Here is a 26,010-nt window from a genome sequence, read left to right on the forward strand (position 1 = left end):
CGACGGCAGGGAGATGGCGCGCGATGGTGGATTTCGGCAAGGTGGCGCGACCCCGTCGCTCAAGCCTCGTGTGTGATCGGCCGCAGCGTTGAGAACCGTCGTCGAACAACTCGAAAGCCGCCGCGCCTCCGCTCATGCGGGGGGCGGGGAGAAGCGCGTCGCGGCCCAGCATGCGCGCGGCAAGTTGACGGCGCGCGAGCGGATCGACCTGCTGCTCGATCGCGGCTCGTTCGAGGAATTCGGCATGTTTGTCGAACATCGCTCGACCGATTTCGGCATGGCCGACACGAAGTTTCCCGGCGATGGCGTCGTGACCGGCTGGGGTACGATCAACGGCCGCACCGTCTTCGTCTTCTCGAAGGATTTCACCGTCTTCGGCGGCTCGCTTAGCGAGACCCATGCGGCGAAAATCAACAAGGTGCAGGATATGGCGCTGCGGATGCGCGCCCCCATCATCGGCCTGTTCGATGCGGGCGGCGCGCGCATCCAGGAGGGCGTCGCGGCGCTCGGCGGCTATGGCGAGGTGTTCCGCCGCAACGTCGTCGCGTCCGGCGTCATCCCACAAATCTCGGTCATCATGGGCCCTTGCGCGGGTGGCGACGTCTATTCTCCGGCCATGACCGACTTTATCTTCATGGTGCGCGACACGAGCTACATGTTCGTGACCGGGCCGGACGTGGTCAAAACCGTCACCAACGAAACCGTCACGGCCGAACAGCTCGGCGGCGCCTCGATCCACACGACCCGCTCGTCGGTGTCGGACGGCGCGTGGGACAATGATGTCGAGGCGCTGCTGCAGGTGCGCCGGTTTCTCGATTTCCTGCCCGCCAACAACCGCGACGGCGTGCCCGAGGTGGCGACCTTCGACGATCCCGAGCGGGAGGATGCCTCGCTCGAAACCCTGGTGCCGGAAAACCCCAACAAGCCCTATGACGTCCACGAACTCATCGCCAAGACGGTGGACGAGGGCGACTTCTTCGAGATCCAGGCCAAATTCGCCGCCAATGTGGTGATCGGCTTCGCCCGCGTCGAAGGCCGCACGGTCGGCATCGTGGCGAACCAGCCGCTGGTGCTGGCCGGGGTGCTGGATAGCGACGCCTCGCGCAAGGCGGCCCGCTTCGTGCGCTTCTGCGACGCCTTCGAGATCCCGATCGTCACGTTCGTGGACGTGCCCGGCTTCCTGCCCGGCACCGCGCAGGAATATGGCGGCCTCATCAAACATGGGGCCAAGCTGCTGTTCGCCTATGCGCAGGCGACCGTGCCGCTCGTCACCATCATCACGCGCAAAGCCTTCGGCGGCGCCTATGATGTGATGGCGTCCAAACACATCGGCGGCGATGTGAACTATGCCTGGCCGACGGCGCAGATCGCCGTGATGGGCGCCAAGGGCGCGGTCGAGATCATCTTCCGGGCCGATCTCGGCGATGCCGACAAGATCGCGGCCCGCACGGCCGAATATGAGGAGCGGTTTCTGTCACCCTTCGTGGCGGCCGAGCGCGGCTATATCGACGAGGTCATCAGCCCCCGTTCGACCCGCCCCCGTATCGCCCGCGCGCTGGCCATGCTGCGGCACAAGAAGGCCGAGATCCCGGCCAAGAAGCACGACAATATCCCGTTGTGAGGGTAGGTGATAGACTGCGCTTCAGGCGCAGACAGGAACGCCGCCTGGTTGACCGCGAACTTCGAGCCTTTAGCCGCTTCGTGCAGTATTGTTAGACCACGCGCAAACTGCCGCCGGATGTCATTTTTACTAGTTTAAAATTTACTAGCGATCTAATTAACGATTTAAGTAAAATAATAAAACTTATTTATACTGCGTAGCACTGAAGGCGAATTTGGAAATCACAATAAACGCCAATTTGATTTACTAACTAAGGTCAATCACTGCGAAATTGTGTCATCAGATATCACTCGTATGACCTCTCGCAGATAATCATAGCTTGATTGACCTGCTACTTCTCCAGCAAATTCGCCAATCGGCATATCTATGCTTACGCCTCTTCGGGAATTGATAACAGATATAGAGGGAGGCATACGTCCGGTTTTATTCAAGTGAAGCGCACTATAAATCGTAATTTGACGAAATTCATGAGACCGGAATGGTCGATCCCCGTCCTTCAATTCAATTACGTGCTCAAGATCACTTATCGCATCGCCGAAGCAGGTGTTAATAATTCCACAGCCGTCGTATCGAGGTGCGAGGATGACGCGATCCTGCCTCTTATAGAACAGGTGTGAGCACATACGTGTCGCAAGCGCAGATGCCTCGTCCAAGTCTGCGATAGATAAAAAACGTAACCCCGTCAAATTGGCCTCTGCTGCTGCAACGTTGTCCCTATCTGCGACAAACGAGGCTCTTGAAGCGTAGGATTGGAAGACTTCGACTGCGTCGACAAGCGAGCGATAGGCAACACGATTGATCAATGACCTTGCCCCTGGCTCGGAATCTGATCTGAGATGAGTCCAATTCCTAGTATAAAGATCTAGATTTACCTTCTTGACAAAAAGTTCCATTGTAGGGGCAAGGCTACGCCACATTGAATTATACGATTTCACGAATCTAAGTTCTGAAATCATAGAGGAATGTTCCATGTTTTTGATTGATGCTTATCGTTAGCCCAATGGCGCGTAAGTTCTTCCATCGGTGAGAGCTCTCGGCGTACGTGCTTTCGCCAGTGGTCTCCTTCATCACCAAGTTCAAAACTGGCGATCATAAACCCTCGCCTTTCGACGGCACTTAACTGCCTAAAGCGAGTCTTTAAGTCAGAGAGCCAGTGCCAATCGCTCCATCTTGCAAGGGCCAGAATTATGTCTCGTTTGATGCCTACGTTACGGTCTAAGCGAAACAATTTTCCTAGAAGTAGTCGGCTATCCTCTTCATTTCTCAAAGCGAGAACGCGAACTGCATATTGCAGATTTAGTTCGACGACCATGACGCGTGATTGATCATCGATTAGTTTTCTGATGTATGCGGTAATTTCGACTTGGACTTGATCGCTCAGTCTGTCGAAAACCTCTTTCGCCGTGATAAGTACGTTATGGTAAACCGGATATAAAATATCGTGGTTCATCACTAAAGTTAGAATCGCATCTTCTAGTATCGCTCCCTCTAAATGTTTTGATAAAGACACCAGCCTGCGGGACAGTGCGACATCAACTCGTGATTTCTTTATCTCAGCCCGAATTAGCTCGATAACAGGATAGCGATGAATTTCCTGGCGGAGCTCCTCGTAGTCTTCAGAGGCATTTGGTGAATATGGATCATAATGCAGATTAATTGCCATAATCGCTTGGCGAGAGATGCCGAGGGGGGTGCCAACACCCCCCACTGCTTCTTCATCATGCACGAGTGGATTACTCGCGATAAATTCGGTCGATGACATGATTCTGGTTTTAGATTTTTGCAGCTGAAGACCTTGATTGTCAAACAATAGCCTTGTTAAAGTCACTAGCGACTTAAAGCACTCATCAGGGCTATTTGCGAAAATATAATAGTCATCCGCGTATCGTAGAAAATCTACGTTATTTGTAAGGAGTAAACTATCGATCTGAGATAAAACAAGTTCAGCTATTAAGCGAGACGCAGGTCCACCGACGGGTATACCAAACGAATATGTCCCTGAAAGGTTGGATAGGAATGCCTTTATTCGTTTGCCGGCGTAAGCGGCGTCCGGAAGGTGTTGAATTGCATTCTCGATCCTATGGTGATTTATTCTAGGATAGAACTCGGAAATATCGCAGCTTACGACAAAGTTGCTAGAAGCTGCTTTTTGGACGGCGCAATCAATAAAAGATCGCCATGTGATGTCCCTATTGAAACACGTTGCTTGCTCTTCATTCCAGCTATATCGATATGAAAATATCTTTTGGCGATCCAGTGCGAGCCGAGCGGCTTCAATCTGATCAGCGATCGACAAAACCCAACTCAGATAAGCGATGTTCCAAATCGGGTCGATTTGGAGCGCCCATCTAAAGCCGGTGTAACCCACAGGCGCTAGCGCGCTTACGTTTGTTGGCGGAAATTCGCCGAGGCTCACGACAACATCTGCATCGAGTTTTGTGAGTATTTCGACCGTTTTTTCAGGGAGGTCGTGGAACACGTGATTTTCAATTGGAAATGGGAAGATATCCGTATCACCGTGTCGCACGATGTTTTTGATTGCCCTACGGTAAAATTGCTCCACCAGCCTTCCTCCCAGGCCGGTATCGCTAGCAGGAGCAGGTTTCCATTTCTAGTGGATGTACTCGGCAGACTGTGGTCCTCGTGTCGATCAATGGACGAGTTGCGCTCTCCGTAATTAATCTGCGCTGAGATGCGGCGCCCCTTGCGGCACCCCATCCCGCGCCATACAGCCCGAATGACGTTCGGCACCCCGAGACCGCCCTGTTCGCCGAAATCCTGATTGCTGATCGCGGAGCAATCGCCCGCCGCATCATCAAAGGCCCTTCGCTTGGGGATCGCCACCGTAGCGGTCTAGTCGGAGGCCAACCGGGAAAACGGCGGATCGAGCTGGATAGGACGTGTCCGTCGAGCTTTGCGGCTTTCTCACATCAACTGAGTCGTGGCTCTGATCCTGCGGACATCCGCCAAGCGAAACGCGCTCGCGTTATCCTCTCAGGATCACAACCCCCTCACCCCACCCAGCGCCAGATCCCGGCCGCCCATCCGGCCAGCGGGATATGGGCCCAGGTGGCGGCGAGCCACACGACGACCCCGCCGGCCAGTGCATGCAGGCCGAAACCGCTGATCCGGGCGCGGCCGCGCGCGAGGGCCGCGAAGGGGAGATAGCTCGTCTTGGCTTCCCAGGCCCGCCAGGTGTCGGGCTGCAGGCGTTGCTTCTTGCGGTCCTGCAAGGCGGCGCCGACCAGCGCCAACACCAGAACGGCGAGCGACAGCACGATATTGGCGGCGAGCGGATAAACCAAAATGTGGCAGGCGGCCCAGAGCGCGAAGGCCCACATCATCGGATGCCGCGTGACGGCATAGACGCCGCGCGCCTCGCCCACCACGGGTGCGCCGCCCGGATTAGGCAGGGCCGGGTTCTTGACCAGCGAGCCCATGAGCAGGATCGCGGCCACCAGCATCACCAGCGTGGCGACGGCCCAAAGGCCATTGCCGACATCCCAGAGTGGCGCGCTCGCGGGCGCGGCGCGGTAGGCGAAGGCCAGCCAGCCGAGCGTGAGGGCGGCAATGACCGAATAGAGGCCGATGAAGCCGGCTTCACCGAGCCGCGCGACGAGGGGCTGGCGTAGCGGATGCGACAGCAGAAAATGCGTGCCCACGAAGGCGATCGCCGCGACCGCAACCCATTCGGCGCCGTCCATGTCCGTCTCCCGCTGGTTCGCACACGCCGACTTTGTCGATCTCATCCTCTGCTATAGAAAGTGGAGCAGGTCCACCGGTCCGACGAGGCTCCCCCTGTTCGCCAAGATCCTGATTGCCAATCGCGGCGAGATCGCCTGCCGCATCATCAAAACGGCTCGCCGCCTGGGGATCGCCACCGTGGCGGTCTATTCGGAGGCGGACCGGGATGCGCTGCATGTCGAGATGGCCGACGAGGCTGTGGCGATCGGCCCTGCGGCGGCGGCGCAATCCTATCTGCTGATCGACAACATCGTGGAGGCCTGCCGGCAGACCGGGGCCGAGGCGGTGCATCCGGGCTATGGGTTCCTGTCGGAACGCGCGGCCTTTCCCGAGGCTTTGGCGGCGGCCGGCCTTACCTTCATCGGGCCGAACCCCGGCGCCATCCGGGCCATGGGCGACAAGATCGAGTCGAAAAAATTCGCCAATGCGGCGAATGTCACGACCGTGCCGGGCCATCTCGGCATCATCGAGGATGCCGAAAGCGCCGTGATGATCGCGGCCGATATCGGCTATCCGGTGATGATCAAGGCCTCGGCGGGCGGCGGCGGCAAGGGCATGCGGATCGCCTTCGATGCGGCGCAGGTGCGCGAGGGTTTTGCGCGCGCTCGCTCGGAAGCCGCGACTGCGTTCGGCGACGACCGGGTGTTCGTCGAAAAATTCATCACCGATCCGCGCCACATCGAAATCCAGGTGCTGGGCGATAAACACGGCAACGTGGTCTATCTCGGCGAGCGGGAATGCTCGATCCAGCGCCGCAACCAAAAGGTGCTGGAGGAAGCGCCCTCGCCGTTGCTCGACGAGGCGACGCGGCGCCTGATGGGCGAGCAGGCGGTGGCGCTGGCCAAGGCCGTGCATTACGATTCGGCCGGTACGGTCGAATTCGTGGCCGGGCAGGACAAATCCTTCTTCTTCCTCGAGATGAACACGCGGCTGCAGGTCGAGCATCCGGTGACCGAACTCGTGACCGGGCTCGATCTCGTCGAGGAGATGATCCGCATCGCGGCCGGGGAGCCGCTTCGCATCCGGCAGGAGGATGTGGTGATGCGCGGCTGGGCGGTCGAAAGCCGCATCTATGCCGAGGATCCGACGCGCGGCTTCATGCCCTCGACCGGGCGGGTCCGCACCTATCGGCCGCCGCAGGAGGGCACCGACGCCGGCATTACGGTGCGGGTGGATTCGGGCCTCGTCGAAGGCGGCGAGGTGTCGATCTATTATGATCCGATGATCGCCAAGCTGATCACGCATGCGCCGACCCGATCCTTGGCCGTGGCGGCGCAGGCACGGGCGCTGGATGCCTTTGCGATCGACGGCATCCGCCACAACATCCCGTTTCTGTCGACACTGATGACCCATCCGCGCTGGAAAGAGGCGCGGCTGTCGACGGCCTTCATCGCGGACGAGTTTCCGGACGGCTTCGCCAACCATGTGCCGACGGGCGTTGCGGCGCGGCGGTTCGCGGCGGTGGCGGGCGCGATCGACCATCTGCTTAACCAGCGCAAGCGCGGCATTTCGGGGCAGCTGCATGCGGCCCGGCCGGTGGCGTTCGATACGGCGCGCGTCGCTCGCGTGGGGGAGCAGCATTTCCGCTTCACCATCGTGACGACGGGCGGCGGGGCGCTGCTGCGCTTCGAGGATGGCGGCCTCAGCGAGGTGCGCTCGACCTGGCGGCCGGGCGCGCCGGTGTGGACCGGCACGATCGATGGGGCTTCGGTGGCGTTCCAGGTGCGGCCGCATCTCAACGGCGTGCTGCTGATGCATGGTGGCGCGGTGGCCGAGGTGCAGGTGTTGACGACGCGCGAGGCGGAGTTGGCGGCGCTGATGCCCGTGAAGGTGCTGGGCGACAGCGGCAAGGTCGTGCTCTGCCCGATGCCGGGTCTGGTGACCGCGATCCGGGTCACGATCGGGCAGGATGTAAAGGCCGGTGAGCCGCTGGCGGTGGTCGAGGCCATGAAGATGGAGAATGTGCTGCTGGCCGAGCGGGACGGCACCATCGCGTCGATCGCGGCCAAGCCGGGCGACAGCATCGCGGTGGATGCGGTGCTGATGGAATTCGCCTGACGCTCGCGGTTTCGGGCCGGATCGAGCGTCGGCAAGCCTGTCATCGGCCATCCGTCGATAAAGCTTTGGAATGTGTCTTTTTTGCAGAGTCGTTGTTTTCGGCAAGATGCTGGTTAATCAAGCCTAAAACTGTGTATCGAAGAGAAGCAACTTTGCTGCTGAAACCATGTCGGCGTGGGTAATCTTAACGAAATGGTAACAACTTGGCTCCATCGCGTGATTTGGGCTTATCCAAACTTTAAGTCGCTGGTCCTACATTGTGATCGAGCGCGTAGAGTTTGTGTTTGCGAGTTGACCAATGGTGGAAATGCTTCGGCCCCGAGTCAAATATGTCATCGGGCCAGATGGAAGTCCTTTGACGATCGCGGATTTGCCACCGCCCTCCACCAAGCGCTGGGTCATCCGGCGCAAGGCCGAGGTTGTGGCGGCGGTTCGCGGCGGCCTTCTGTCGCTCGAGGAAGCCTGCAGTCGCTATACGCTGACCGTCGACGAATTCCTGAGCTGGCAAATGTCGATCGACCAGCATGGCCTCGCCGGCCTGCGGACCACACGGATTCAGCACTACCGTCAGTGACGGCGTCGTCATGGGCGTCGCGCCAGGGCGTCCTGCCGCTCGGGGCGGCGCGTCGCGCAGTGTTGGCGGTCGTGGTGCTGCTGCTGCCGGTTCTGGCCAATATGGCTCTGGCGCAGCCCGGCAACCCTCCTGCTCCCCCCGTCGTTCATCTCACCGGTTCTCCCGAGATCGTTTTTGCGGCTCCGCGTGATGCCTGCGATGGCGATGACGTTCCCGATGCCCCGGCCCGCGCATTTCGCGAGGCCCATGGCGGTGTAAGGCTGTTCGGGCTGCATACGAAGAACCGCAACCTCACCGGCCCCGATCTTGGCACCCTCACGATCGATTGCCGGCCCACACTCGTCTCGCATGGCAATGCGGACCCGGCGGCTTACGACGACCAGAGTTGGATCACCGCGACCTGGACGCGCGACGGCACGATCGTCGATGCCCTGATCCACCACGAATATCAGGCCAACCAACACCCCGGCCGATGCCGCTTCGCGGATTATATGCAATGTTGGTTCAATACCGTGCTGGCCGCACGCTCGACCGATGGTGGCGCGACCTTCGTCAAGGAGCAGCACCCCGTCGTCGCCTCGGCCCCCTTCGGCCAGGAGGTCGGGCAGGGGAGGCATCGTGGCTTCTTCAATCCCTCGAACATCGTCTCGGACGGGCCTTGGCTTTATGTCATGGCCTCGACGACGGGGTGGGACGGGCAGCCGAACGGCGTTTGCCTGTTCCGCACCGCGACGCCCGGCGATCCGCAATCCTGGCGCGCCTTCGATGGTCACGGCTTTTCGGTCGCCTTTGCGGATCCGTATAAGCGCCGCATGGAGCGTCAACCGGCTTGTGCTCCGATCGGTCCGTTCCCGGCCCCGGTCGGGTCACTGGTGCGGCGGCGGTCCGGCGGTGACTGGCTCGCCGTATTCCAAGCCAAGGCGGACCAGACGCTGTTTCCGGTGTCTGGCTTTTATGTCGCCAGCTCGCGTGATCTGTTGACCTGGAGCGACCCGCGTCTGCTGCTGCCGGGGCCGACGCTCTATGACGATCCGTGCCGATCGGGCGGTCAATTGCTCGCCTATCCTGCGATCCTCGACCGTCATGACGCCTCGCGCAACTTCGATCAAAGCGGCGATGATCCGGACCTTTACTATGTGACGCTCGCGGTGGAGGGATGCACGGTCACGAGCCGCAGAACCCTCCTGCGCCGGACGCTTGCGCTCGGTCGTTAGTCACCACCTCCACGTGTACAAACGACTTCTACAAAGGAGGACGACCGACTATGGTCATAACGCGACGCGTCGACACCCTTGTGCCGGAAGCCGTCGCGTCAACATTCCCGTGACCGACGCGCCCTATGGTTCTGGATCTCCCGACACTCTTCGTCGCCTGTATGCTCGTGGCCGGTCTGTCGGTGGCGATCTGCGTGGCGACATGGCTGCAGGATCGACAGCAGGATGCCATGCTGTGGATGGCGGGATGCTGCTTCCTCGGCGGGGCCGGCACGCTGCTGCGCTTCGAATTGCCGGAGCGCTTGGGCATTTTATCGGGCAACCTCGCGTTTTTCCTCGCCTTTGCATCGCTTTGGGCGGCCAGCAGAGTTGTCGATGGGCGGCGGCCGAGCGCTTTGCCCTTTCTCCTTCCTTGCGCGATTTGGATCCTGGCGTTCTGGATCCCCGGTTTCGCCGAGAGTTTGAGGGCGCGGATCGTGCTCGCCTCGATCCTCGATCTGATGCTGGTCGCGATGACGATGTTTCAGTTCTGGTCGAAGCGGCGGAGCGGGCCACCGGCCCGATGGATGATCGTCGGATTGCTGGCGTTTCAAAGCCTGTTGCTGGTGGGCCGGATCATCCGCACCGGGATTGCCAGTGGCGCGGGTTTATCGACCCAGGCCCTGCACAGCCTTGGCCTCGTGGCTCTGACCACCATCGGATTCTCGCTGATGGTGACCTTTGCGATGATCCTTCTGGTGAAAGAGAGGGCGGAGCGCCAGCACCGGTCCGACGCCGAGACCGATGGGCTCACTGGTTTGCCGAACAGGCGGCTGTTCGATAAGGCGATGCCGCTCGCTTATGCCAAGGCGAGGCAAACCGGGAACTCCCTCGCGCTGCTGATGATCGACGTCGATGCGTTCAAGCGGTTCAACGATCATCACGGGCATCCCGCCGGCGACGCATGCCTTCGCACGGTCGCGACCACCCTGGCGGCCGGCGTGCGACCGGGCGACATCACCTGTCGCTATGGTGGCGAGGAATTTGCGGTCATCCTTCCGCAGACCGATCAGGTTGGCGCGGTGGCAATCGCCGAGCGGCTTCGGCTCGCGATCCGGGCTCTGGCCTTGCCGCATGGGGATGCGGATGACAAGTCGATCGTCACGATTAGCCTCGGCTGTGCCGCTGCCGCTCCATGCGACGCGCCCGATGTCGGCAGCGCCTCCCTGATCGCCGAATTGCTGCGTGCGGCGGATCAGGCTTTGTATATCGCCAAGACGAGCGGCCGCGATGCCACCCGCGCGATCGAGGTTGTGTTAGCGGAGCCGGTGATGCCTCAGCCGCTCACCTGTCTGTCAGCAGCGTCAGCGCCGCTTCATGCACCTGAGGGTCCCCGGCTGCAATAATCCGGCCGCCCTTGGCCGCATTCCCGCCGTCCCAAGTCGTCACGACGCCACCGGCGCCTTCGATGATCGGGATGAGTGGCGCAATATCATACGGCTTCAGCCCCGCCTCGATCACGAGATCGACATGCCCCGCCGCGAGCATGCAATAGGCGTAGCAGTCGCCGCCGAAGCGGGGGAGCCGCACCTCGCGCTCGACGCGTTGATAGAGGGCATGCTCCTCCTCGCTCATCAGCAACGGACTGGTGGTCAAGAGAGTAGCGTCGCCCAGGCTCGCGCAAGTCCGCGTGGTAAGGTGCTGGGTGATCGGCGTGTCGTGGCTGTTGTGACCCGACCAGGTTGCGCGCCCGCCATCCCCGAAGAAGCGTTCGCGCGTGAACGGCTGGCTCATCATCCCGTAGGCAGGCTGGCCGTGGTGTTCGAGCCCGATGAGCGTGCCCCAGAGCGGAAGTCCGGAGATGAAGCTCTTGGTTCCGTCGATCGGATCCAGCACCCAAACGTAATCCGCATCGGATTGATGATCGGGGAATTCCTCACCGACGATGCCATGGGCCGGGAACGTATCGAGGATCATCCGGCGCATGACCGTCTCGGCGGCGCGGTCCGCCTCCGTGACCGGATCGAAGGCCGCACCGATGGCTTTATCCTGCGTCGCAACCCGCGTGCGGAAGAACGGCAGGATTATGTCGCCGGCGGCTTTCGCCAGATCGGACACGAAGGCTTCGAAGTCGACTGTGGTCATGCTGGCTCCGGGTCACCGTGAAAGCGTGAGAGTATTCGCTCGGTCGGCGGGAATTATTGCAAGGGGCTTGCATTTGTTGCAGTGCGATGGCATATTGCGGCGGTGCGGCAATGATCTTGCTGCATATGCCCTCCTTGGGCGTTTCCTCCCTAGACTTGGGCCGCTTGTGGTAACGCGAGCGGCCTCTTTCGTTTTGGTGGCAGGTTTTTCGGCCGAGGTCCATCCGAGCGCTGATGCCTCGGCACCGTTTACTCCGCTGCAGCGCGTTCGGTCGCGCTCATGCCGTCCATCAGTGCCGCCAGAGCCGCCATGACGTCCGAGAGATGAGACGCGACCGTCTCGAAAGCCGGACCATGCTGCATCAGCCTTTCGTTCATATAAAGGGCGCGATTGACCTCGATTTGAAGGGCATGCCGCCCTCCAGCCGGATGGCCGTAATTTTCGGTGATGAAGCCGCCCGCGTAAGGTTTGTTGCGTTCGACCGCGTAGCCAAGACCGCTGAGGACGGCATCGGCGGTTTCGGTGATGGCCCGTCCGCAACTCGTGCCATAGCGGTCACCGATGACGAAATCGGCTTTAAGCCGATCATCCCGGTTCATCGGTCCATGGGCCGAACCCAAGGCACACGAGGGCATCGAATGGCAATCGATCAGCAGCGTCTGACCGAACTGCATCATGGCCCTGTCGACGAGGCCCTGCAGGGTCGCATGATAGGGTTTGTAGAGATATTCGATCCGGCGGATCGCTTCGTCGACGCTCAGCCGCTTCAGGTAGATTTCCTGCGCCTCGCCGACGACGCGCGCGATCGTGCCGAGCCCGCCGGCAACGCGCATGGAGCGTGAGTTGACGAAAGGTGGCAAGCGCCCGTCGAACATGCGCGGATCGAGCTCATACGGTTCGCGGTTGACGTCGAGATAGGCGCGAGGAAATCGCGCGCGCAGCAGCGGTGCCCCGAACGCCCGGGCGCCCATGAACAATTGGTCGACGAATGCATCCTCCGATCGGCGCAGGCTGATCGGATCGAGACGGGCGCTAGCGAGGAAACGCGCCGGATAGGCACTGCCCGAATGCGGTGACGACAGAACGAGGCAGGAGCCGAGCACATCCGGCTCGAGCACGTCGAAAGGTGGATCGAGTTCGGGCTCGACGATATGCCCGGCCTCGAGGGCACGATCGATCCAGCTTCCCCCCTCGACACCTTTGCTCATGACAGTCCTTTTTGACGATCTGGTTTCGCCTTTGCCGTAACGAACCCGGATCGGCCGCCGCACCAGGGCGCCTGATCGACCGATTTGGCTCCCCCGACCGGCTCGGCGTCAAGGCCGCATCGGTCCGGTCTGGTCACGTCGCGAGCGACTTTTCGAAGCGTAGCGCCGTCGCCCCGTCCTCGTAATAGCCGGGCTCGCTGCCGAACCGTCGATAAGCCGAAGCCTCATAGAGCGCGATGGCGGCAGAATTGTCGGCACGAACCTCGAGACGGACCGCACGACTGCCCCGCTTGCGGGCGCGTTCCTCGCAGGCGATGAGAAGCGCGCGTCCGATGCCGAGCCGGCCAAAGCCGGGGTCGACCGCCAACGAAAAGATGCGTCCGAGCGCCGAGCCGGCCCGAAAGCCGATCATCGCATAGCCCGCCACCACGGCCTCGTGTTCCGCCACCGGAACGTAAGTGGTCGGCGCTGCGATGAAGTAGCGCAGACTGCGGCGCGAGAGCCGATCCGACTGGAAGGCCGCCAATTCCAAGCGTTCCAGCGCGTCGAGGTCGTCCGGTCGCGCCTCGCGCAGCAGCGGTTCGGTGCGGAACGCGGGCCGCGCGCCTAAACGGCTTTCCACGGAAAGGTCCATGTCTCGGTGAGGGCGCGATCGCCCGCTTTAAGAAAAGCGCGCAGATCCGTGCTCTGGTTCGGGTCGAGCGCCACGTCGATCGCCGCGCGGAACCCGCCGATATGCGGGTTGGGGACCAGGAACGAGCGCGTGATCTTGCCGCTGGTGGAGGTCGGCACGACACTGACGAGCGAGGGGTCTGCGCTGAAATAGGAAAGATCGCCGCCCGAGAAGTCGATCAGGAAGCGGCGTGATCCGGGTGCCACGACCTCGTTGGACCCGAGCGAGCGCGCCTGGGTCTGGAAAGTCTTGCTAACCCGCCCACCCGGCGACAGGCGGGTGAGGTTGAGGCTCGACGTGATGCTGTAGGCGTAGGAAACCGACTTGCCTTGCTCGATCGGGTCATGCGCCGTCCAGGCCGCGACGATATTGTCGTTGGTCTCGTCGGAGGTCGGTAGTTCCACCAGTTCGACACGGCCCTCGCCCCAGGTGCCCCGTGGCTCGACCCAGTAGCTCGGCCGCAATTCGTAATTCAGATCGAGGTCTTGATAGTCCTCGAAGCTGCGATCGCGTTGCAGCAGGCCGAAGCCGGCGGTGTTGCTGTCGAGGAAGGCCGAGACCTCCGTCATGGCGGGGTTCCGCAGCGGACGCCAAATCCATTCGCCGGTGCCGGAATGGAGCAGCAGACCGTCGGAATCGTGCAGTTCTGGGCGGAAGTCGCCTGAAAAGCGGCGGTCGTTCTGGCTCGTGAAAAACATCGACGTCAGCGCTGCGATGCCGATCTTGGCACCCGACCGGCGCGGAAAGAGCGTCATATCGACATCCACGACGGTTTCGTTGCCGGGATAAAGATCGAACCGGAACGCGCCAGTGACGGCGTCGCCGTCGAGCAGCGCATAAATCGTCACGCGCGTCGCCCCCGGTGCCGGCGCCTCGATCCAGAATTCGCGGAAGAACGGGAATGCCTCGTTGTCGGTGCCTGCATTCACGGTCAGGCCGCGGGCCGACATGCCGTAATGCTGATTGCGGCCGAGAAAGCGGAAGTAGCTCGCACCCAAAAACGCAATGACCTCGTCCATGACGTCGGGACGGTTCAGCGGATAATGAAGCCTGAAGCCGGCGAAGCCGAGGTTGACCGGCAGCGGCTTGTCGATCTTGTTGCGGCCGTAGTCGAACAGCCCGGTCGAATAGGGGACGGGTGTCGCGATCCCTTCATGCACGATGTTGACCGTGACGGGGCGGGGATAGAGATGGCCGAGATGGAACATCTCCAACCGGAACGGACTGCCGTCCTGGCCGAGCAGCGCCCTGTCGGGCCTGAACCGGATGTCGCGCCAAGCATCGAAGTCGAGCCTGGCGATCGAATCCGGGAGGGCCGGGGGCGTCGCCTCGAACGGCGCGGTGCCGAGTTCACGGGCACGTTTCAGAACATCTTCAAAGCCAAATTTCGGCACGGGCTGCCCCGGAGCGGTTTGGGCGAAGGCGCGCGGCGCGAGGCCGAGGGCTGCTCCGGCCGCGAGGCCCGAAACGACACGACGACGGTTGAGGTCCTGCATGATCACACTTCGGCGCAAACGTAACACAAGGACGAGCATCGACCGAAGCCCACGCCCGCAGCGGAGGTAGCGGGCTTACGGGGCCGGGGCAACCCACCGGGCCGGGATCCGACGGCTTTTGCTGGCAGAACTTGCATTATGGGGACTGAGGCGCGATGGGTGCGTCCGTCGTCTTCCCGCGCCGCCGGCCGGTGCTTATGTTGTGCCGATGAATCGGTCCGCCCCCCTTTCGACCCACGACGCCTCGGATACCGGGCAAGAGCAACCAGAGCTGCGGCAGCAGGAGATGATGAGCCAAGAGGTCAGCGACGATCGTCTGAGCGAGGACGACGCCGACGGGTTTGACGAGGCCGCCTCGGGGATCGATCTCGGGTTGGATGACGAGAGCGCCGCTCCGGCCTCGGTCCGCAGCGGCGCGGCCGTGATCCGCCGCTATTGGAGCGCGCTCCCGCTCGGGCCGGGTGTCTATCGCATGCTGAACGACGCCGGCGAGGTGCTCTACGTCGGCAAGGCCAAGAGCCTGAAGAAGCGGGTCGCGAGCTATACGCGGGCGACGGGCCATTCGCGTCGCATCGCGCAAATGATTGCCGCCACCGCCTCGATGATGTTCGTATCGACCGCGACCGAAACCGAAGCGCTGCTCCTCGAAGCCAACTATATCAAGCAGATGCGGCCGCGGTTCAACGTGCTGCTCCGCGACGACAAGTCTTTCCCCTATATTCTGGTCACGGGGGACCATCGCGCGCCGCAACTCACCAAACATCGCGGCGCACGCAACCGGACAGGCGACTATTTCGGTCCGTTTGCGAGCGTCATGGCGGTGAACCGCACGCTGGCGGCGCTGCAGCGCGCTTTTCTGCTCCGCTCCTGCTCGGACAGCTATTTCGAGAACCGCACACGGCCGTGCCTGCTGCATCAGATCAAGCGCTGCGCCGGGCCGTGCACCGACGAGGTCAGTCGCGAGGATTATGCCGAACTGGTCGAGGAGACGCGCGGCTTTTTAACCGGCAAGAGCCGCGCTGTGCGGGAGCGTCTCGCGCTCGATATGGTGTCGGCCAGCGACGCGATGGAGTTCGAGCGGGCGGCGCGGTTGCGCGACCGCATCGCCGCCATGTCGGCCATCCAGGGCACGCAGGGCATCAACCCGAAGAGCGTGGAGGAAGCGGATGTTTTCACAATCCTCGAAGAAGCCGGACAATATGCGGTGGAGGTCTTCTTCTTCCGCACGTATCAGAACTGGGGCAATCGCGCCTATTATCCGCGCGCCGATCGGAGCCTCGGGCCAGCCGAGGTGCTGGGTGCGTTTCTGGCGCAATTCTACCTCGACAAGCCGCCGGCGCGTCTCATTCTGCTGTCGCATTCTGTCGATGACCAGGGCCTGCTCGAGGCCGCCTTGTGCGAGCGCGCGGGCTATCGCGTCGAGATCGCCGTGCCGCAGAGGGGCGAGAAGAAAGATCTGGTCGATCATGCGGCCCAAAATGGGCGGGAGGCGCTGTCACGCAAATTATCCGACACCGCCAGCCAGGAAAAGCTTCTGACCGCGCTCGGGGCCGCCTTCGGTGTGACCCGGACACTCAATAGAGTCGAGGTCTACGACAACTCGCACATCATGGGCACCAACGCGGTGGGCGCCATGATCGTGGCCGGACCTTCGGGCTTCTTGAAGCCGCATTACCGAACCTTCAACATGAACGACAAGCTGTTCACGCCCGGCGATGATTTCGGCATGATGCGGGACATGCTGCGTCGCCGCTTTGCGAGGCTCATGAAGGATGCGCCGCCGGCCGCAACGGTCGGTCAGGCCGATGGTGCGCGCGGATCGGCGACGGATCTTCCGCCCGAGGCGGCCGACGTGCTGGCCCATCAGACCGGAATCGCCGAGGACCGATCAGAGGATCGGGAGGCGACCCCGCTGTCGGAAGTCGGCGACACGCCGCAATGGCCGGACTTGATCCTGATCGACGGCGGCAAAGGGCAGCTTGAGGTCGTGCGCGAGACCCTGGTCGAGCTTGGCGTGCCCGTGATGTTCGGCGAGGGCGGCGCGCCGCATGGCGTGGCGGTGGTGGGTATCGCCAAGGGGCCGGAGCGCAATGCCGGGCGCGAAACCTTCTTTGCGGCCGGGCGTGAGCCGTTCAAGCTGCACGAACGCGATCCCGCGCTCTACTTTGTTCAGCGACTGCGGGACGAGGCGCATCGATTTGCGATCGGGACGCATCGGGCGCGCCGCAAGAAAGATTTCACCAAAAGCCCGCTGGAGGAGATCGGCGGCATCGGGCCGGCCCGCAAGCGGGCGCTTCTCCACGCGTTCGGCACCGCCAAGGCGATCGGGCGGGCGACGCTGGCCGATCTCGAAAAGGTGCCGGGCCTGAATGCCGCGACCGCGAAGCGGATCTACGATCATTTTCACGAGGGCGGCTGACGCGCGACGGCGCACCGTGATCGCGTAGACGCGCTCCGGCCCAAAACATAGATCTGTTTTGGGCCGGAGCGTTAGATGACTACGAACCGTGCGACCGACGACGTCGGACGGCTGCTCGATCAGAACTTGTAGTTCAGACCGACGCGGGCGATGTCGCCATCGGCGCGCACACGAGAATTGTACTGGCCAATGCCGGTGTTGATCGCGTTCACAGCAAGGGTCCGGCTGCCGAGATCGTAATGCAGGTATTCGGCCTTGATGGTGACGGCGCTCGAGTGGAAGAAGTTGAGGAACGATCCTGTGGGCAGCGCATATTCGACGCCGCCGCCGTAAGCGTAACCCGTTTCGGTCGAGCTTCGGCTGCCGGTGAAGATTCCGGTGCCATCGGCGGCGAAGAGCGTCTGACGGCTGTTCACGCCGCCGTAGGCGAAGCCGCCCGTGCCGTAGATCAGGAACTGGTTATAGGCATAGCCGATGCGGCCGCGAACTGTGCCGAGATAGTCGAGACCCGAGCGATACTGGGTCAGGTAGGTGGCGCCGCCGATCAAGGCGAAGTTGTTGGCGGTCTTCGACAGATCCGTATAGGCGGCATCAGCCTCGATACCGATCACGAGGCCGTTGCCGACGCCGAACTGGTAATTGTAACCAATCGTGCCGCCTGCCGTGAAGCCGCTGTCTTGGGTGCGGTATTGGCCCGGACGGAAATTGCCGGTGATCGCGGCCTGGTTGCCAGCCGTCGCACCGGTGGTGCGGTAGCGGGTGTCGGCGTCGAACACTGCACCCGCATTGATGCCGAAGTAAGCGCCGGTCCAGGTGAAGATCGGGAGTGGAGCCACGAAGGCAGGCGGTGCGCTCCGCAGCGGCAGATCAGCGGCGAAAGCGGCTCCCGACGTCAACCCGGCGATTGCGGTGGCGATCATCGCTAGTCTGGTATGCATCGTCGAATCCTCTTAAACAAATGTCTCCCTTCATAAATCGAGATAAGCTTGCACAGGCAAAGCGTTTGTTCGGCGTCGCCCTGCTTTGGTCCAGTCTGTTGCAGTTCAGTCACAAACGTGGCCAGTGTCGTAAGTAGATCCTTTTTGAGATTTGCTTGAGCGTAGCAACGTCGGATGAAAACGAGAACGATGTGTCGTTTGGGTTCCGCGACTGAGTTGAACGTCTTGGGGCTGACGTTCAGCAAGTGTTTTCATGCACATCATCCGTCTATTGCGGGTCAGAATGCGGAGCATGTTTGTTCGCGAATTGATGGCGGGTGTGTGGCCGTTACAGTTCGTTAACCATCATGGTCGAGGCTCTTCAACGTTGCGAAGGCTTGGAGCTTGGTGATGCAAAATACGTCGACAGCGAACCACGGCCGCCCGTCCGAGGATGTTTGCCCCATCTCGGATGCTTTGTTCGCTCAGATTTGCCGGTCGACGCCAAGCCAGTCACGCGAGTTGTCGCTGGGCTTTTCGGCGCAGGAGCGCGCACGGCTAGCGCTCTTTTGCAATTCGCGAGCGCATCTTCGCGAAAGCGGCCGCGAGATCGCCGGAACCTGCACGGAGGCGAGTCTGACGCGGGAAGGGGGGCAGGCCGGGCTGGTGCTGTTCCAGCAAGCGAGATCCGGTCCCGAAACCTGGGGTCTCGCGCCTCGGCAGAACTCCCGGCGAGTCAGCCTCGCCGGGTAGTGTGTTTTAAGAGACGGAGGGCGTGACCGCGTCTGACATGTCGTCATCCGCCATGTCCTCGTCGCCGAATGCCACATGGATCTGTTCCGCCACGACGGCCGGCTCCAAAACCAGAAAGAATTTCGATCCATTGTTCATGGTCACGACCGAGCCTGTGTGAACATGCTCGATCGACGTGACGTCGAGCGGATTCAGCCAGACCTGGCTTTTCTGTGTCGTTTCGAAAAGGATCATGCGAGGCGGCTCCCGTAGCAGTTCGAAGCCCTCTAGCATGTGCCGCTGCGACGTGACCATTCACAAATCGCCCGCCGTTCTGGCGGGTTCATCACAAGGACCTTTGCGATCATGTTGACCCGAATGGTTTGCGGCGCGCTGCTGCTCCTGACACTCTCGACCGCCGCCCTGGCCGGGGCGCAAGGTCAGAGCCGGCGCGAGCAGCAATTGGCGGCCTGCGCGGGCGACATGGAGAGGCTTTGCGATCACCGGTTGTCGGCGTCCAAACAGCTTAAGACCTGCATTCGTCCCAACCGGGCCAAGGTGAGCCGCACCTGCCGGGCCTGGCTCGACATGCCGTCCTGACAGCCGAGGCGAGCCAGGTGTTCGGGGCCTCGCGCATGAGACGCTTAGGCCTCCTTCTCTTCCCGGCGCAGCAGCACCTCGTCGACCTGGGTCAGCAAAAGGTCGAAATCGACCGGTTTCGAATGATATTCGTCGCAGCCTGCGGCCAGTGCCTTGGTTCGATCGCCGCTCATCGCATGCGCCGTCAAAGCAATGATCGGGATCGCGTTTGATTGTGTCCGCAGCGTTTTGGCCACGGTCCAACCATCCATGATCGGGAGATCCATATCGAGCAACATTAAATCCGGCTCGTCGCTCGCCACCTTTTCGAGCGCTTGCTGGCCGTTATGCGCCAGGACAACGTCGAACCCGCGGCGCCTGAGCCGTCTCGACAGAAAGTCCCAGAGTTCCTCGTGGTCTTCGACAAGGAGTAGTTTGGTCATCGTGGCTCCTTGTGCATCTACTGGCGTTCCATGTGTGTTAGTCGAATGGTCGTTCATCCACCAGCGTCGACCATCCCGCTTGGACAGGAATCGCCAGTGAGCCAGTCATCGACAGACGATACCGTGATCCTGCCGCCGTCGGATAGCCGGTCCATTCTGCCGGTCATGTATGCGGGTACCATCACGGTCGCGGCGCTCTACTTTGGCCAGGAACTCATGGTGCCGCTGGTGTTGGCCGCCTTACTGGCCTTCGTTCTCGCACCGGCCTGTAACCTTCTTCAACGCCTCAGACTGCCGCGGGTTCTGTCGGTTCTGATCGTGGTGGCGCTGGCCTTCGGAGCGATCGGGAGCCTTGGCGTCGTGGTCGGGGGGCAGGCCACATCGCTGGCCACCAGTCTGCCGGCCTATCGCACCACCATCACGGAGAAATGGAACGCGCTTTCCAAAGGCGTCGGCTTCATCGAGCAATATACCAAAGGCATGACCGCGAAACCGGACGCGGGCAGCGCTCCAGCCGCAGACAAGAAGCCGGCCGATAATCCGGCCGCGACGCTCGGACTGCAGGACGTGTCGGGCCTGTCGCTCGCCAAGACGCTCGCGCAGCCGCTGCTCGGTCCGCTGGCGACCGGCGGCATCGTGCTGGTCTTCACCTTGTTCATTCTGATGTCGAGCGAGGATCTGCGTGATCGGCTGGTTCGGCTTGTCGGACGTCACGATCTGCATCGGACGATCTTGGCCATGAACGACGCGGCCAGCAGGCTCTCGCGGTATTTTTTATTCCAACTCGCGCTCAATGCCTCGTTCGGTGTGCTGATCGGCGTCAGCTTGTGGTTCGTCGGCCTGCCCAACCCCCTCCTGTGGGGGATTCTCGCGGCGACGATGCGGTTCGTTCCCTTCGTCGGCGTCGTGGTTGCGGTGGTCCCGCCGCTTCTCCTGGCCATCGCGGTCTCGCCGGGCTGGTCGCTCGCTCTCTTGGTGCTGGCCCTGTTCGTCGGGTCCGAGATGATCATGGGTCAAGTGATCGAGCCGCTGATCTATGGGCATAGCACCGGGCTTTCGCCTTTGGCCGTCATCGTCGCAACGGCTTTCTGGGCGCTCCTCTGGGGGCCGGTCGGCCTTCTGATCGCGACGCCGTTGACCGTGTGTCTGGTGGTGATCGGCCGCCACGTCGAGGCGCTGGCGTTTCTCGACGTGATCCTCGGCGATCGACCGCCACTCACGCCCGCCGAAACCTTCTATCAGCGCGCGCTCGAGGGCCAGGCTTTGGCCTTGGCCCCGGCGGCCGCCAAGCAGATCGCGACAACATCGCTGACCGACTATTACGACAAAGTCGCCTTGTCCGGCTTGGCTCTGGCACAGGGCGATCTGGCCCGCGACACGCTGGCGTTCGAGCGCCTCGAAGCGATCCACGCCCAGATCGAAGCTCTGCTGGCTCGCCTCAGTGCCGATACCGTGCGGCCTCATGCCGGGGCCGTCGAAACAGCATCGCTCCCGGACCATTGGCGGCGCGAGGGTGCCGTGATCTGCATTCCGGGGCGTGGACAGCTCGATGATCTCGCCGCCACGATGGCGGTGCAATCCTTAGTCGCTGACGGTTTCGGCGCCCGGATGGAGCCCAATCTCGTGCTCGGATCGGCGCGCGCGATGCCGGCCAACATGGACCGGACCGTCCTGTGCTGCCTGTCCATGCTGGAGGAGGGAAGTACCGTCTCGGGCATCCGCTACTTCATCAAGCGCATTCAGAAGCAAATGCCGCAGGCCGTCATTGTCGTCGGGCTTTGGCACGCGGGCCGCGATAGCCCGCTTTTGTCAGAGCTGCGTGCCGAGGGTGGCGACGAACATCTCGTGCTGTCTCTGGGTGAACTACTCGCCTTCTGTCGAGCTACGGCGGCTCGCGTGCCGGCCGCAGATCCCTCACCGGCCGTGGCCGAGGCCGAAAGCCTCCCGCTCCCAGCGTAAGACGCCTCTTTGGATCGATCCTGAGGTTTGGCGATTGACGTCCGTTGAGCTCGGCGCAGAAAACGCTCGGGTTGCGGATAGCCGGAGCCGAGATGTCACAATCGTCGCAGGAATTTTTGGCCGAGCCGGTCGACCGCACCGCCCTGGAACTGGGCGGCCAGGTGGTCTCAAAGTGGTTCGGCTTCGCCGATGCGGTCAGCGACGGCGTTTACGGCGTCGATCGGGCGGGGCTGTGCATCTTCGTCAATCCGGCTGCCATCGCGCTTCTTGGTTACGAGACAGCCGACGAGCTTCTCGGGCGCAACATGCATCAGACCATCCACCACACGCGACCGGACGGCTCGCCGTTTCCGATCGAGGCTTGTCCGCTGATCCATACGTTGACGAGCGGCCGATCCGTGCGGCTCGACACTGAGTTGCTGTGGCGCAAAGACGGGTCGTCCTTCGTGGCTCGCTACTCGTCCTATCCGATGACGGCGGAGGACGGCGCGATACTCGGCAGCGCCATCGTGTTCACGGATTGCACGCCGGACGTGGTGCTGGATCTCGAGCCGGCCCGAGCGATCGAGCAACTCTGGGGCAGCACGGAGCGGCGTCGCGCCGAAGAAGCCTTGCGATCGAGCGAGGCCAAATTCCGCACCCTGGCCGATTCCATCTCGCAACTCGCCTGGATGACCGATCCCGAGGGTGCGATCGTGTGGTACAATCGCCGCTGGTATGACTACACCGGCACGACGCCCGAGAAGATGCAGGGCTGGGGCTGGCAGGACGTGCATCACCCCGACCACATGGAGCGTGTGGTGGCCCATATCGCCAAGGCGTTCAGCGACGGCGCCGAATGGGAGGATACGTTTCCGCTCCGCGGCAAAGATGGCGAGTATCGCTGGTTTCTATCGCGTGCCATGCCGATCCACGATCGTCCGGACGAGTCTCACCCCAACGGTCGCATTCTCGGTTGGTTCGGGACCAACACCGACGTCACCGACATGCGCGACGCGGAGGACCGGCTCAGCGCCGCGAAGGATGCGGCCGAAGAAGCCAATCGCACCAAGAGTGATTTCATCGCCAACATGAGCCACGAGCTGCGGACCCCGCTGTCGGCCATCATCGGCTACAGCGAGATGATGCAGGAGGAAATCGCCGACGGCGCCGATCCGACCGAACTCTCGCCCGATCTTCGCAAGGTGGAAGCTAACGCGCGCCATTTGCTCGGCCTCATCAACGACGTGCTCGATCTGTCGAAGATCGAGAGCGGCAAGATGGAGGTTTTCTCGGAGACATTCGACACGGCGACCACGCTCCAGGAGGTGGCCTCGACCGTGCAAGGCCTGATCGACAAGAAGGGTAATCGGTTGGTCCTGGATCTCGGTCACGATCTCGGCGTCATGCAATCGGATGTCACCAAGCTTCGGCAGATCCTGCTCAACCTTCTGAGCAACGCCGCGAAATTTACCGAAGGCGGGACCATCACGCTGGGGGCGACCCGCATCGTGGGGGCAGGCCCGGCGCAGTGGCTGTCGTTTCGGGTCAGCGACACGGGCATCGGCATGTCGGCGGAGCAATTGGAAAAACTCTTCCTGCGGTTCAGTCAGGCGGATGCGTCGACAACCCGGAAGTTCGGCGGAACGGGGCTCGGCCTATCGATCTCGAAGGCGTTTAGCGTCATGTTGGGCGGCGACATCGCGGTCGAGAGCGGGCTTGGTCAGGGCAGCGTCTTCACCGTGATGGTGCCGGCCGTCTGGTCGCCCTCGCCGAGCGAGCTTCACGATCAGGACGAAACAGCGGCCGACGCGACGACGACGCGCCCGGGCGGAAGCGCCGACATCGAAAAAGACTGGGTGCTGGTCATCGACGACGATCCGGCCCAGCGGGAGTTGATGTCCCGCTTTCTCGCGCGCGAGGGATTTGGTGCGCGCACGGCGGCCGATGGCCGGACCGGCATCGAGATGGCGCGGGCCATGAAACCGCGTGCGATTCTGCTTGATGTGATGATGCCCGGCATGGATGGGTGGTCTGTGCTCAGCGTGCTCAAATCCGATCCGGCGCTCGAGGCCATTCCGGTCGTCATGATCACCTTTGTGAGCGAACGCGGCTTGGCTTTGTCGCTGGGGGCCTCCGAATATGTCTTGAAGCCGGTTCAATGGGACAGGTTCAAGCAGGTGATGGACCGGTTCCGCGAGGCGGGCGGCACGGTCCTCGTGGTCGATGATGAGGCAGATACCCGCGAGCGGATGCGGGTGGTGCTCGAGCGCGATGGCTGGACGGTCGTCGAAGCCGCCAACGGTCAGGAGGCGCTCGATCGGGTGGCCGAGGGCGTGCCGCAGGTCGTGGTTCTCGACGTCAACATGCCGATCATGGATGGCTTTGCGTTCCTGCCGAAGTTTCGGGAGATAGCCGGTTGCGCCGAAACACCCGTGATCGTCTTAACGGCCGCCGACTTGACCCTGGCTGATCGCAAGCGCCTGCGGGGCGCCAGTCAGGTGTTGAACAAGGGCGACACAACGTTCGGCGCGCTTGCCAAACAGTTGCGCGCCTTGGCCGAAACCGACCCCAGCGCCGAAGGGCTTGTCGCCTAAGGCTTGCGCTTCTCGGGGCCGGCACGGTGGCCTATACAAAAACGCGCCGCGCGATACCCGCTCCGGCCGAAGCTGATGGACCCATGCGATGAAACCGCCGCGCCGCTCGAAGGACCCGTGGGACGCTGCCGAGGCGGTGTTCCGGCCGGCGGCCCCGACCATTCCTGAGGCTGTCAAAAAACCCGCGATCCCCAACGCAAAGGAAACCGTGTCGTTGCGGCTCGATCAAGATGTGCTCGAAGCCTTCCAGGCCGATGGGCCAGGGTGGCAGGATCGCATCAATGCCGCCTTGCGCGCCGCCGCAGGGCTTTAACCCTCACATCAGGTTCAACCGAAACGCGTCCTCGACATGGCTGGGCCATGCCCTCGGCGCCACGAAGACGCCGTCGCCCCGCAGGACGCAATGAGCCGCCCAAGGGTTGCTCGACAGCCAAACCCTGGCGGCGCGCTCGATGCGCTGGCGCTTGGTGGCCGAGATCGCCACCATGGCGTCAGCGAGGCGCGGTCGCGCCTTGACCTCGGCGAAAATCACGGTTCCGCCGCGCCGCGCGATGATGTCGATCTCGCCGCCACGCACTTTATAGTTGCGGGCGAGCGGCCAATAGCCTTTGCAGACCAGCAAAAGCGTCGCGACCATTTCGGCCCGCAGGCCGAACGCGTTGGCGATCGCTCGATCGCGGGTCATATCCGGTCGATCATGGTTGGCGCGGGTTGCGGGCCGCAAGTTCGATGGCGCGGGCATAAACCTGTCGGCGCGGTAGGCCGGTGTCGGCCGCCACCACGGTTGCCGCATCCTTGACGGACAGGCGCTGCATGGCCTCGCCGATCTTCGCATCGAGATCGGTCTCCGCGAAGACGGGTTTGCCCTCGATCGGCGGCGCGACCAGCACCACGATCTCACCCCGTGGCGGACCTTCTGCAAGAAACTCCGCCGCGAGCCGATCGAGCGGGCCACGTCGCACCGTTTCGTAATGTTTGGTGAGTTCGCGCGCCACGGCGGCATCGCGCGGCCCCAGCACGGCCGCGAGATCGGCGAGCATCTCGGTGACGCGGCGTGCCGATTCAAAAAACACCAGCGTTCCCGGAATAGCGCCGAGCTCGGCGATCCGCTGCCGTCGCGCGGCGGTGCGGGACGGTAGAAACCCTTCAAAGAAAAAGCGATCCGTCGGCAGGCCCGCGACCGTGAGGGCGGCCAGCACGGCGGATGCGCCCGGAACGGCGGTGACCGGGAGCCCCTCGGCCGCGACCTCCGCCACCAGCTTGAAGCCGGGATCGGAGATCAGCGGCGTTCCGGCGTCGGACACGAGCGCTAGCGCCGCCCCGCCCCGCAGGCGCTCGAGCAACTGGGGCCGCATCGCCGCGGCGTTATGCTCGTGATAGGCGACAAGCGGCGTCGAGATGCCGTAGTGGGCCAACAGCGTCTTGGTCACGCGCGTGTCCTCGGCCAGAACCGCATCGGCGGCCGCCAGCGTTCGGACGCCGCGAAACGAGATGTCGCCGAGATTGCCGATCGGCGTCGCGACGATATGGAGACCGGGCTCGATCCGTTGTGCCTCTGCGCGCAGGCCGAGCGCCGTAAAGCTCATATCCTGCGCGCGCCCCGCGTCATGCGACCGCCCGAAGGCCGCCGCGTCGGGTGCGTCTTGCTTGTGGTCGATCATGGCGCGCGTCCC

The 26,010-nt window shown here is 62.4% G+C and carries 23 protein-coding genes; 11 read left to right on the forward strand and 12 right to left on the reverse strand.

Translation table 11 applies throughout. From position 1 onward, the window contains the following. Positions 1-88 precede the first annotated feature (88 nt). Complete coding sequence (locus tag EY713_RS06935; protein WP_131114169.1) at positions 89-1,621, forward strand: acyl-CoA carboxylase subunit beta; 1,533 nt, start codon at positions 89-91, stop codon at positions 1,619-1,621. A 260-nt stretch (positions 1,622-1,881) separates the two neighbouring features. On the opposite strand, the gene EY713_RS06940 is transcribed toward EY713_RS06935, so the two are convergent. The 3 genes from EY713_RS06940 to EY713_RS06950 all read right to left on the reverse strand — a co-directional run bounded on the left by EY713_RS06940 (position 1,882) and on the right by EY713_RS06950 (position 5,325). Next, the gene (locus EY713_RS06940; RefSeq protein ID WP_131114170.1) at positions 1,882-2,424 is read right to left on the reverse strand and encodes a hypothetical protein; all 543 of its coding nucleotides are present in this window, start codon (positions 2,422-2,424) and stop codon (positions 1,882-1,884) included. Positions 2,425-2,573: 149 nt separating this feature from the next. After that, positions 2,574-4,184: an RNA-directed DNA polymerase gene (locus EY713_RS06945; RefSeq protein ID WP_165491051.1), complete on the reverse strand. Its 1,611-nt coding sequence runs from the start codon at positions 4,182-4,184 to the stop codon at positions 2,574-2,576. A gap of 448 nt (positions 4,185-4,632) precedes the next feature. Continuing rightward, positions 4,633-5,325 carry an NnrU family protein gene (locus EY713_RS06950; protein WP_131114172.1) on the reverse strand — a complete coding sequence of 231 codons (693 nt, stop codon included), beginning with the start codon at positions 5,323-5,325 and terminating at the stop codon, positions 4,633-4,635. 94 nt (positions 5,326-5,419) lie between these two features. On the opposite strand from EY713_RS06950, the gene EY713_RS06955 reads away from it, so the two are divergent. The 4 genes from EY713_RS06955 (at position 5,420) to EY713_RS06970 (ending at position 10,596) form a co-directional block, all read left to right on the forward strand. Continuing rightward, positions 5,420-7,423, forward strand: a complete 2,004-nt coding sequence (locus EY713_RS06955) for an acetyl-CoA carboxylase biotin carboxylase subunit (RefSeq protein ID WP_131119382.1) — start codon at positions 5,420-5,422, stop codon at positions 7,421-7,423. A 298-nt stretch (positions 7,424-7,721) separates the two neighbouring features. Beyond that, positions 7,722-7,997, forward strand: a complete 276-nt coding sequence (gene sciP, locus EY713_RS06960) for a CtrA inhibitor SciP (protein ID WP_131114173.1) — start codon at positions 7,722-7,724, stop codon at positions 7,995-7,997. A gap of 101 nt (positions 7,998-8,098) precedes the next feature. Next, complete coding sequence (locus tag EY713_RS06965) at positions 8,099-9,211, forward strand: hypothetical protein (RefSeq protein ID WP_131119384.1); 1,113 nt, start codon at positions 8,099-8,101, stop codon at positions 9,209-9,211. 125 nt (positions 9,212-9,336) lie between these two features. Next, complete coding sequence (locus tag EY713_RS06970; protein WP_131114174.1) at positions 9,337-10,596, forward strand: GGDEF domain-containing protein; 1,260 nt, start codon at positions 9,337-9,339, stop codon at positions 10,594-10,596. Here EY713_RS06970 and hisN read toward each other — a convergent pair. The 4 genes from hisN to EY713_RS06990 all read right to left on the reverse strand — a co-directional run bounded on the left by hisN (position 10,535) and on the right by EY713_RS06990 (position 14,712). Beyond that, positions 10,535-11,335 (reverse strand): histidinol-phosphatase, encoded by an 801-nt coding sequence (gene hisN, locus EY713_RS06975; RefSeq protein WP_131114175.1) that lies wholly within the window; start codon positions 11,333-11,335, stop codon positions 10,535-10,537. The genes EY713_RS06970 and hisN overlap by 62 nt on opposite strands. A 248-nt stretch (positions 11,336-11,583) precedes the next feature. After that, complete coding sequence (locus tag EY713_RS06980) at positions 11,584-12,543, reverse strand: N-formylglutamate amidohydrolase (protein ID WP_131114176.1); 960 nt, start codon at positions 12,541-12,543, stop codon at positions 11,584-11,586. Between the two features lie 133 nt (positions 12,544-12,676). Continuing rightward, the gene (locus EY713_RS06985; RefSeq protein WP_245572921.1) at positions 12,677-13,165 is read right to left on the reverse strand and encodes a GNAT family N-acetyltransferase; all 489 of its coding nucleotides are present in this window, start codon (positions 13,163-13,165) and stop codon (positions 12,677-12,679) included. Then, positions 13,150-14,712 carry an OpgD/OpgG family glucan biosynthesis protein gene (locus EY713_RS06990; protein WP_131114178.1) on the reverse strand — a complete coding sequence of 521 codons (1,563 nt, stop codon included), beginning with the start codon at positions 14,710-14,712 and terminating at the stop codon, positions 13,150-13,152. The genes EY713_RS06985 and EY713_RS06990 overlap by 16 nt, the downstream gene beginning before the upstream one ends. Positions 14,713-14,920: 208 nt before the next feature. Between EY713_RS06990 and uvrC the strand changes: the two genes are divergently transcribed. Beyond that, positions 14,921-17,131 carry an excinuclease ABC subunit UvrC gene (uvrC, locus tag EY713_RS06995; RefSeq protein WP_131114179.1) on the forward strand — a complete coding sequence of 737 codons (2,211 nt, stop codon included), beginning with the start codon at positions 14,921-14,923 and terminating at the stop codon, positions 17,129-17,131. Positions 17,132-17,250: 119 nt separating this feature from the next. On the opposite strand, the gene EY713_RS07000 is transcribed toward uvrC, so the two are convergent. Next, positions 17,251-18,069, reverse strand: coding sequence for an outer membrane protein (locus EY713_RS07000; RefSeq protein WP_245504326.1), 819 nt, complete (start codon positions 18,067-18,069; stop codon positions 17,251-17,253). 390 nt (positions 18,070-18,459) lie between these two features. Here EY713_RS07000 and EY713_RS22690 point away from each other — a divergent pair, with 390 nt between their 5' ends. Further along, on the forward strand, positions 18,460-18,801 hold the full coding sequence (locus EY713_RS22690) for a hypothetical protein (RefSeq protein WP_131196019.1): 342 nt from the start codon (positions 18,460-18,462) through the stop codon (positions 18,799-18,801). Positions 18,802-18,807: 6 nt separating this feature from the next. On the opposite strand, the gene EY713_RS07005 is transcribed toward EY713_RS22690, so the two are convergent. Beyond that, positions 18,808-19,035, reverse strand: a complete 228-nt coding sequence (locus EY713_RS07005) for a hypothetical protein (protein ID WP_131114180.1) — start codon at positions 19,033-19,035, stop codon at positions 18,808-18,810. A 111-nt stretch (positions 19,036-19,146) separates the two neighbouring features. Between EY713_RS07005 and EY713_RS07010 the strand changes: the two genes are divergently transcribed. Next, positions 19,147-19,380, forward strand: a complete 234-nt coding sequence (locus tag EY713_RS07010; protein ID WP_131114181.1) for a hypothetical protein — start codon at positions 19,147-19,149, stop codon at positions 19,378-19,380. Between the two features lie 44 nt (positions 19,381-19,424). On the opposite strand, the gene EY713_RS07015 is transcribed toward EY713_RS07010, so the two are convergent. Beyond that, entirely contained in the window at positions 19,425-19,802 is a 378-nt protein-coding gene (locus tag EY713_RS07015; protein WP_131114182.1) for a response regulator transcription factor, read from the reverse strand. Between the two features lie 96 nt (positions 19,803-19,898). On the opposite strand from EY713_RS07015, the gene EY713_RS07020 reads away from it, so the two are divergent. The 3 genes from EY713_RS07020 to EY713_RS07030 all read left to right on the forward strand — a co-directional run bounded on the left by EY713_RS07020 (position 19,899) and on the right by EY713_RS07030 (position 24,650). Then, entirely contained in the window at positions 19,899-21,761 is a 1,863-nt protein-coding gene (locus EY713_RS07020) for an AI-2E family transporter (protein WP_165491052.1), read from the forward strand. 92 nt (positions 21,762-21,853) lie between these two features. Beyond that, the gene (locus EY713_RS07025; protein WP_131114184.1) at positions 21,854-24,337 is read left to right on the forward strand and encodes a hybrid sensor histidine kinase/response regulator; all 2,484 of its coding nucleotides are present in this window, start codon (positions 21,854-21,856) and stop codon (positions 24,335-24,337) included. Positions 24,338-24,425: 88 nt separating this feature from the next. After that, a complete protein-coding gene (locus EY713_RS07030) occupies positions 24,426-24,650 on the forward strand; it encodes a BrnA antitoxin family protein (protein ID WP_131114185.1) in 225 nt (74 codons plus the stop codon). 3 nt (positions 24,651-24,653) lie between these two features. On the opposite strand, the gene EY713_RS07035 is transcribed toward EY713_RS07030, so the two are convergent. Together EY713_RS07035 and rsmI are read right to left on the reverse strand one after the other, a co-directional pair. After that, positions 24,654-25,022: a YraN family protein gene (locus EY713_RS07035; RefSeq protein ID WP_245572922.1), complete on the reverse strand. Its 369-nt coding sequence runs from the start codon at positions 25,020-25,022 to the stop codon at positions 24,654-24,656. A 10-nt stretch (positions 25,023-25,032) separates the two neighbouring features. After that, positions 25,033-25,923 carry a 16S rRNA (cytidine(1402)-2'-O)-methyltransferase gene (gene rsmI, locus EY713_RS07040; RefSeq protein ID WP_177525409.1) on the reverse strand — a complete coding sequence of 297 codons (891 nt, stop codon included), beginning with the start codon at positions 25,921-25,923 and terminating at the stop codon, positions 25,033-25,035. Positions 25,924-26,010: the final 87 nt, after the last annotated feature.

This window comes from Lichenihabitans psoromatis (genome assembly GCF_004323635.1).
GTDB lineage: Bacteria > Pseudomonadota > Alphaproteobacteria > Rhizobiales > Beijerinckiaceae > Lichenihabitans > Lichenihabitans psoromatis.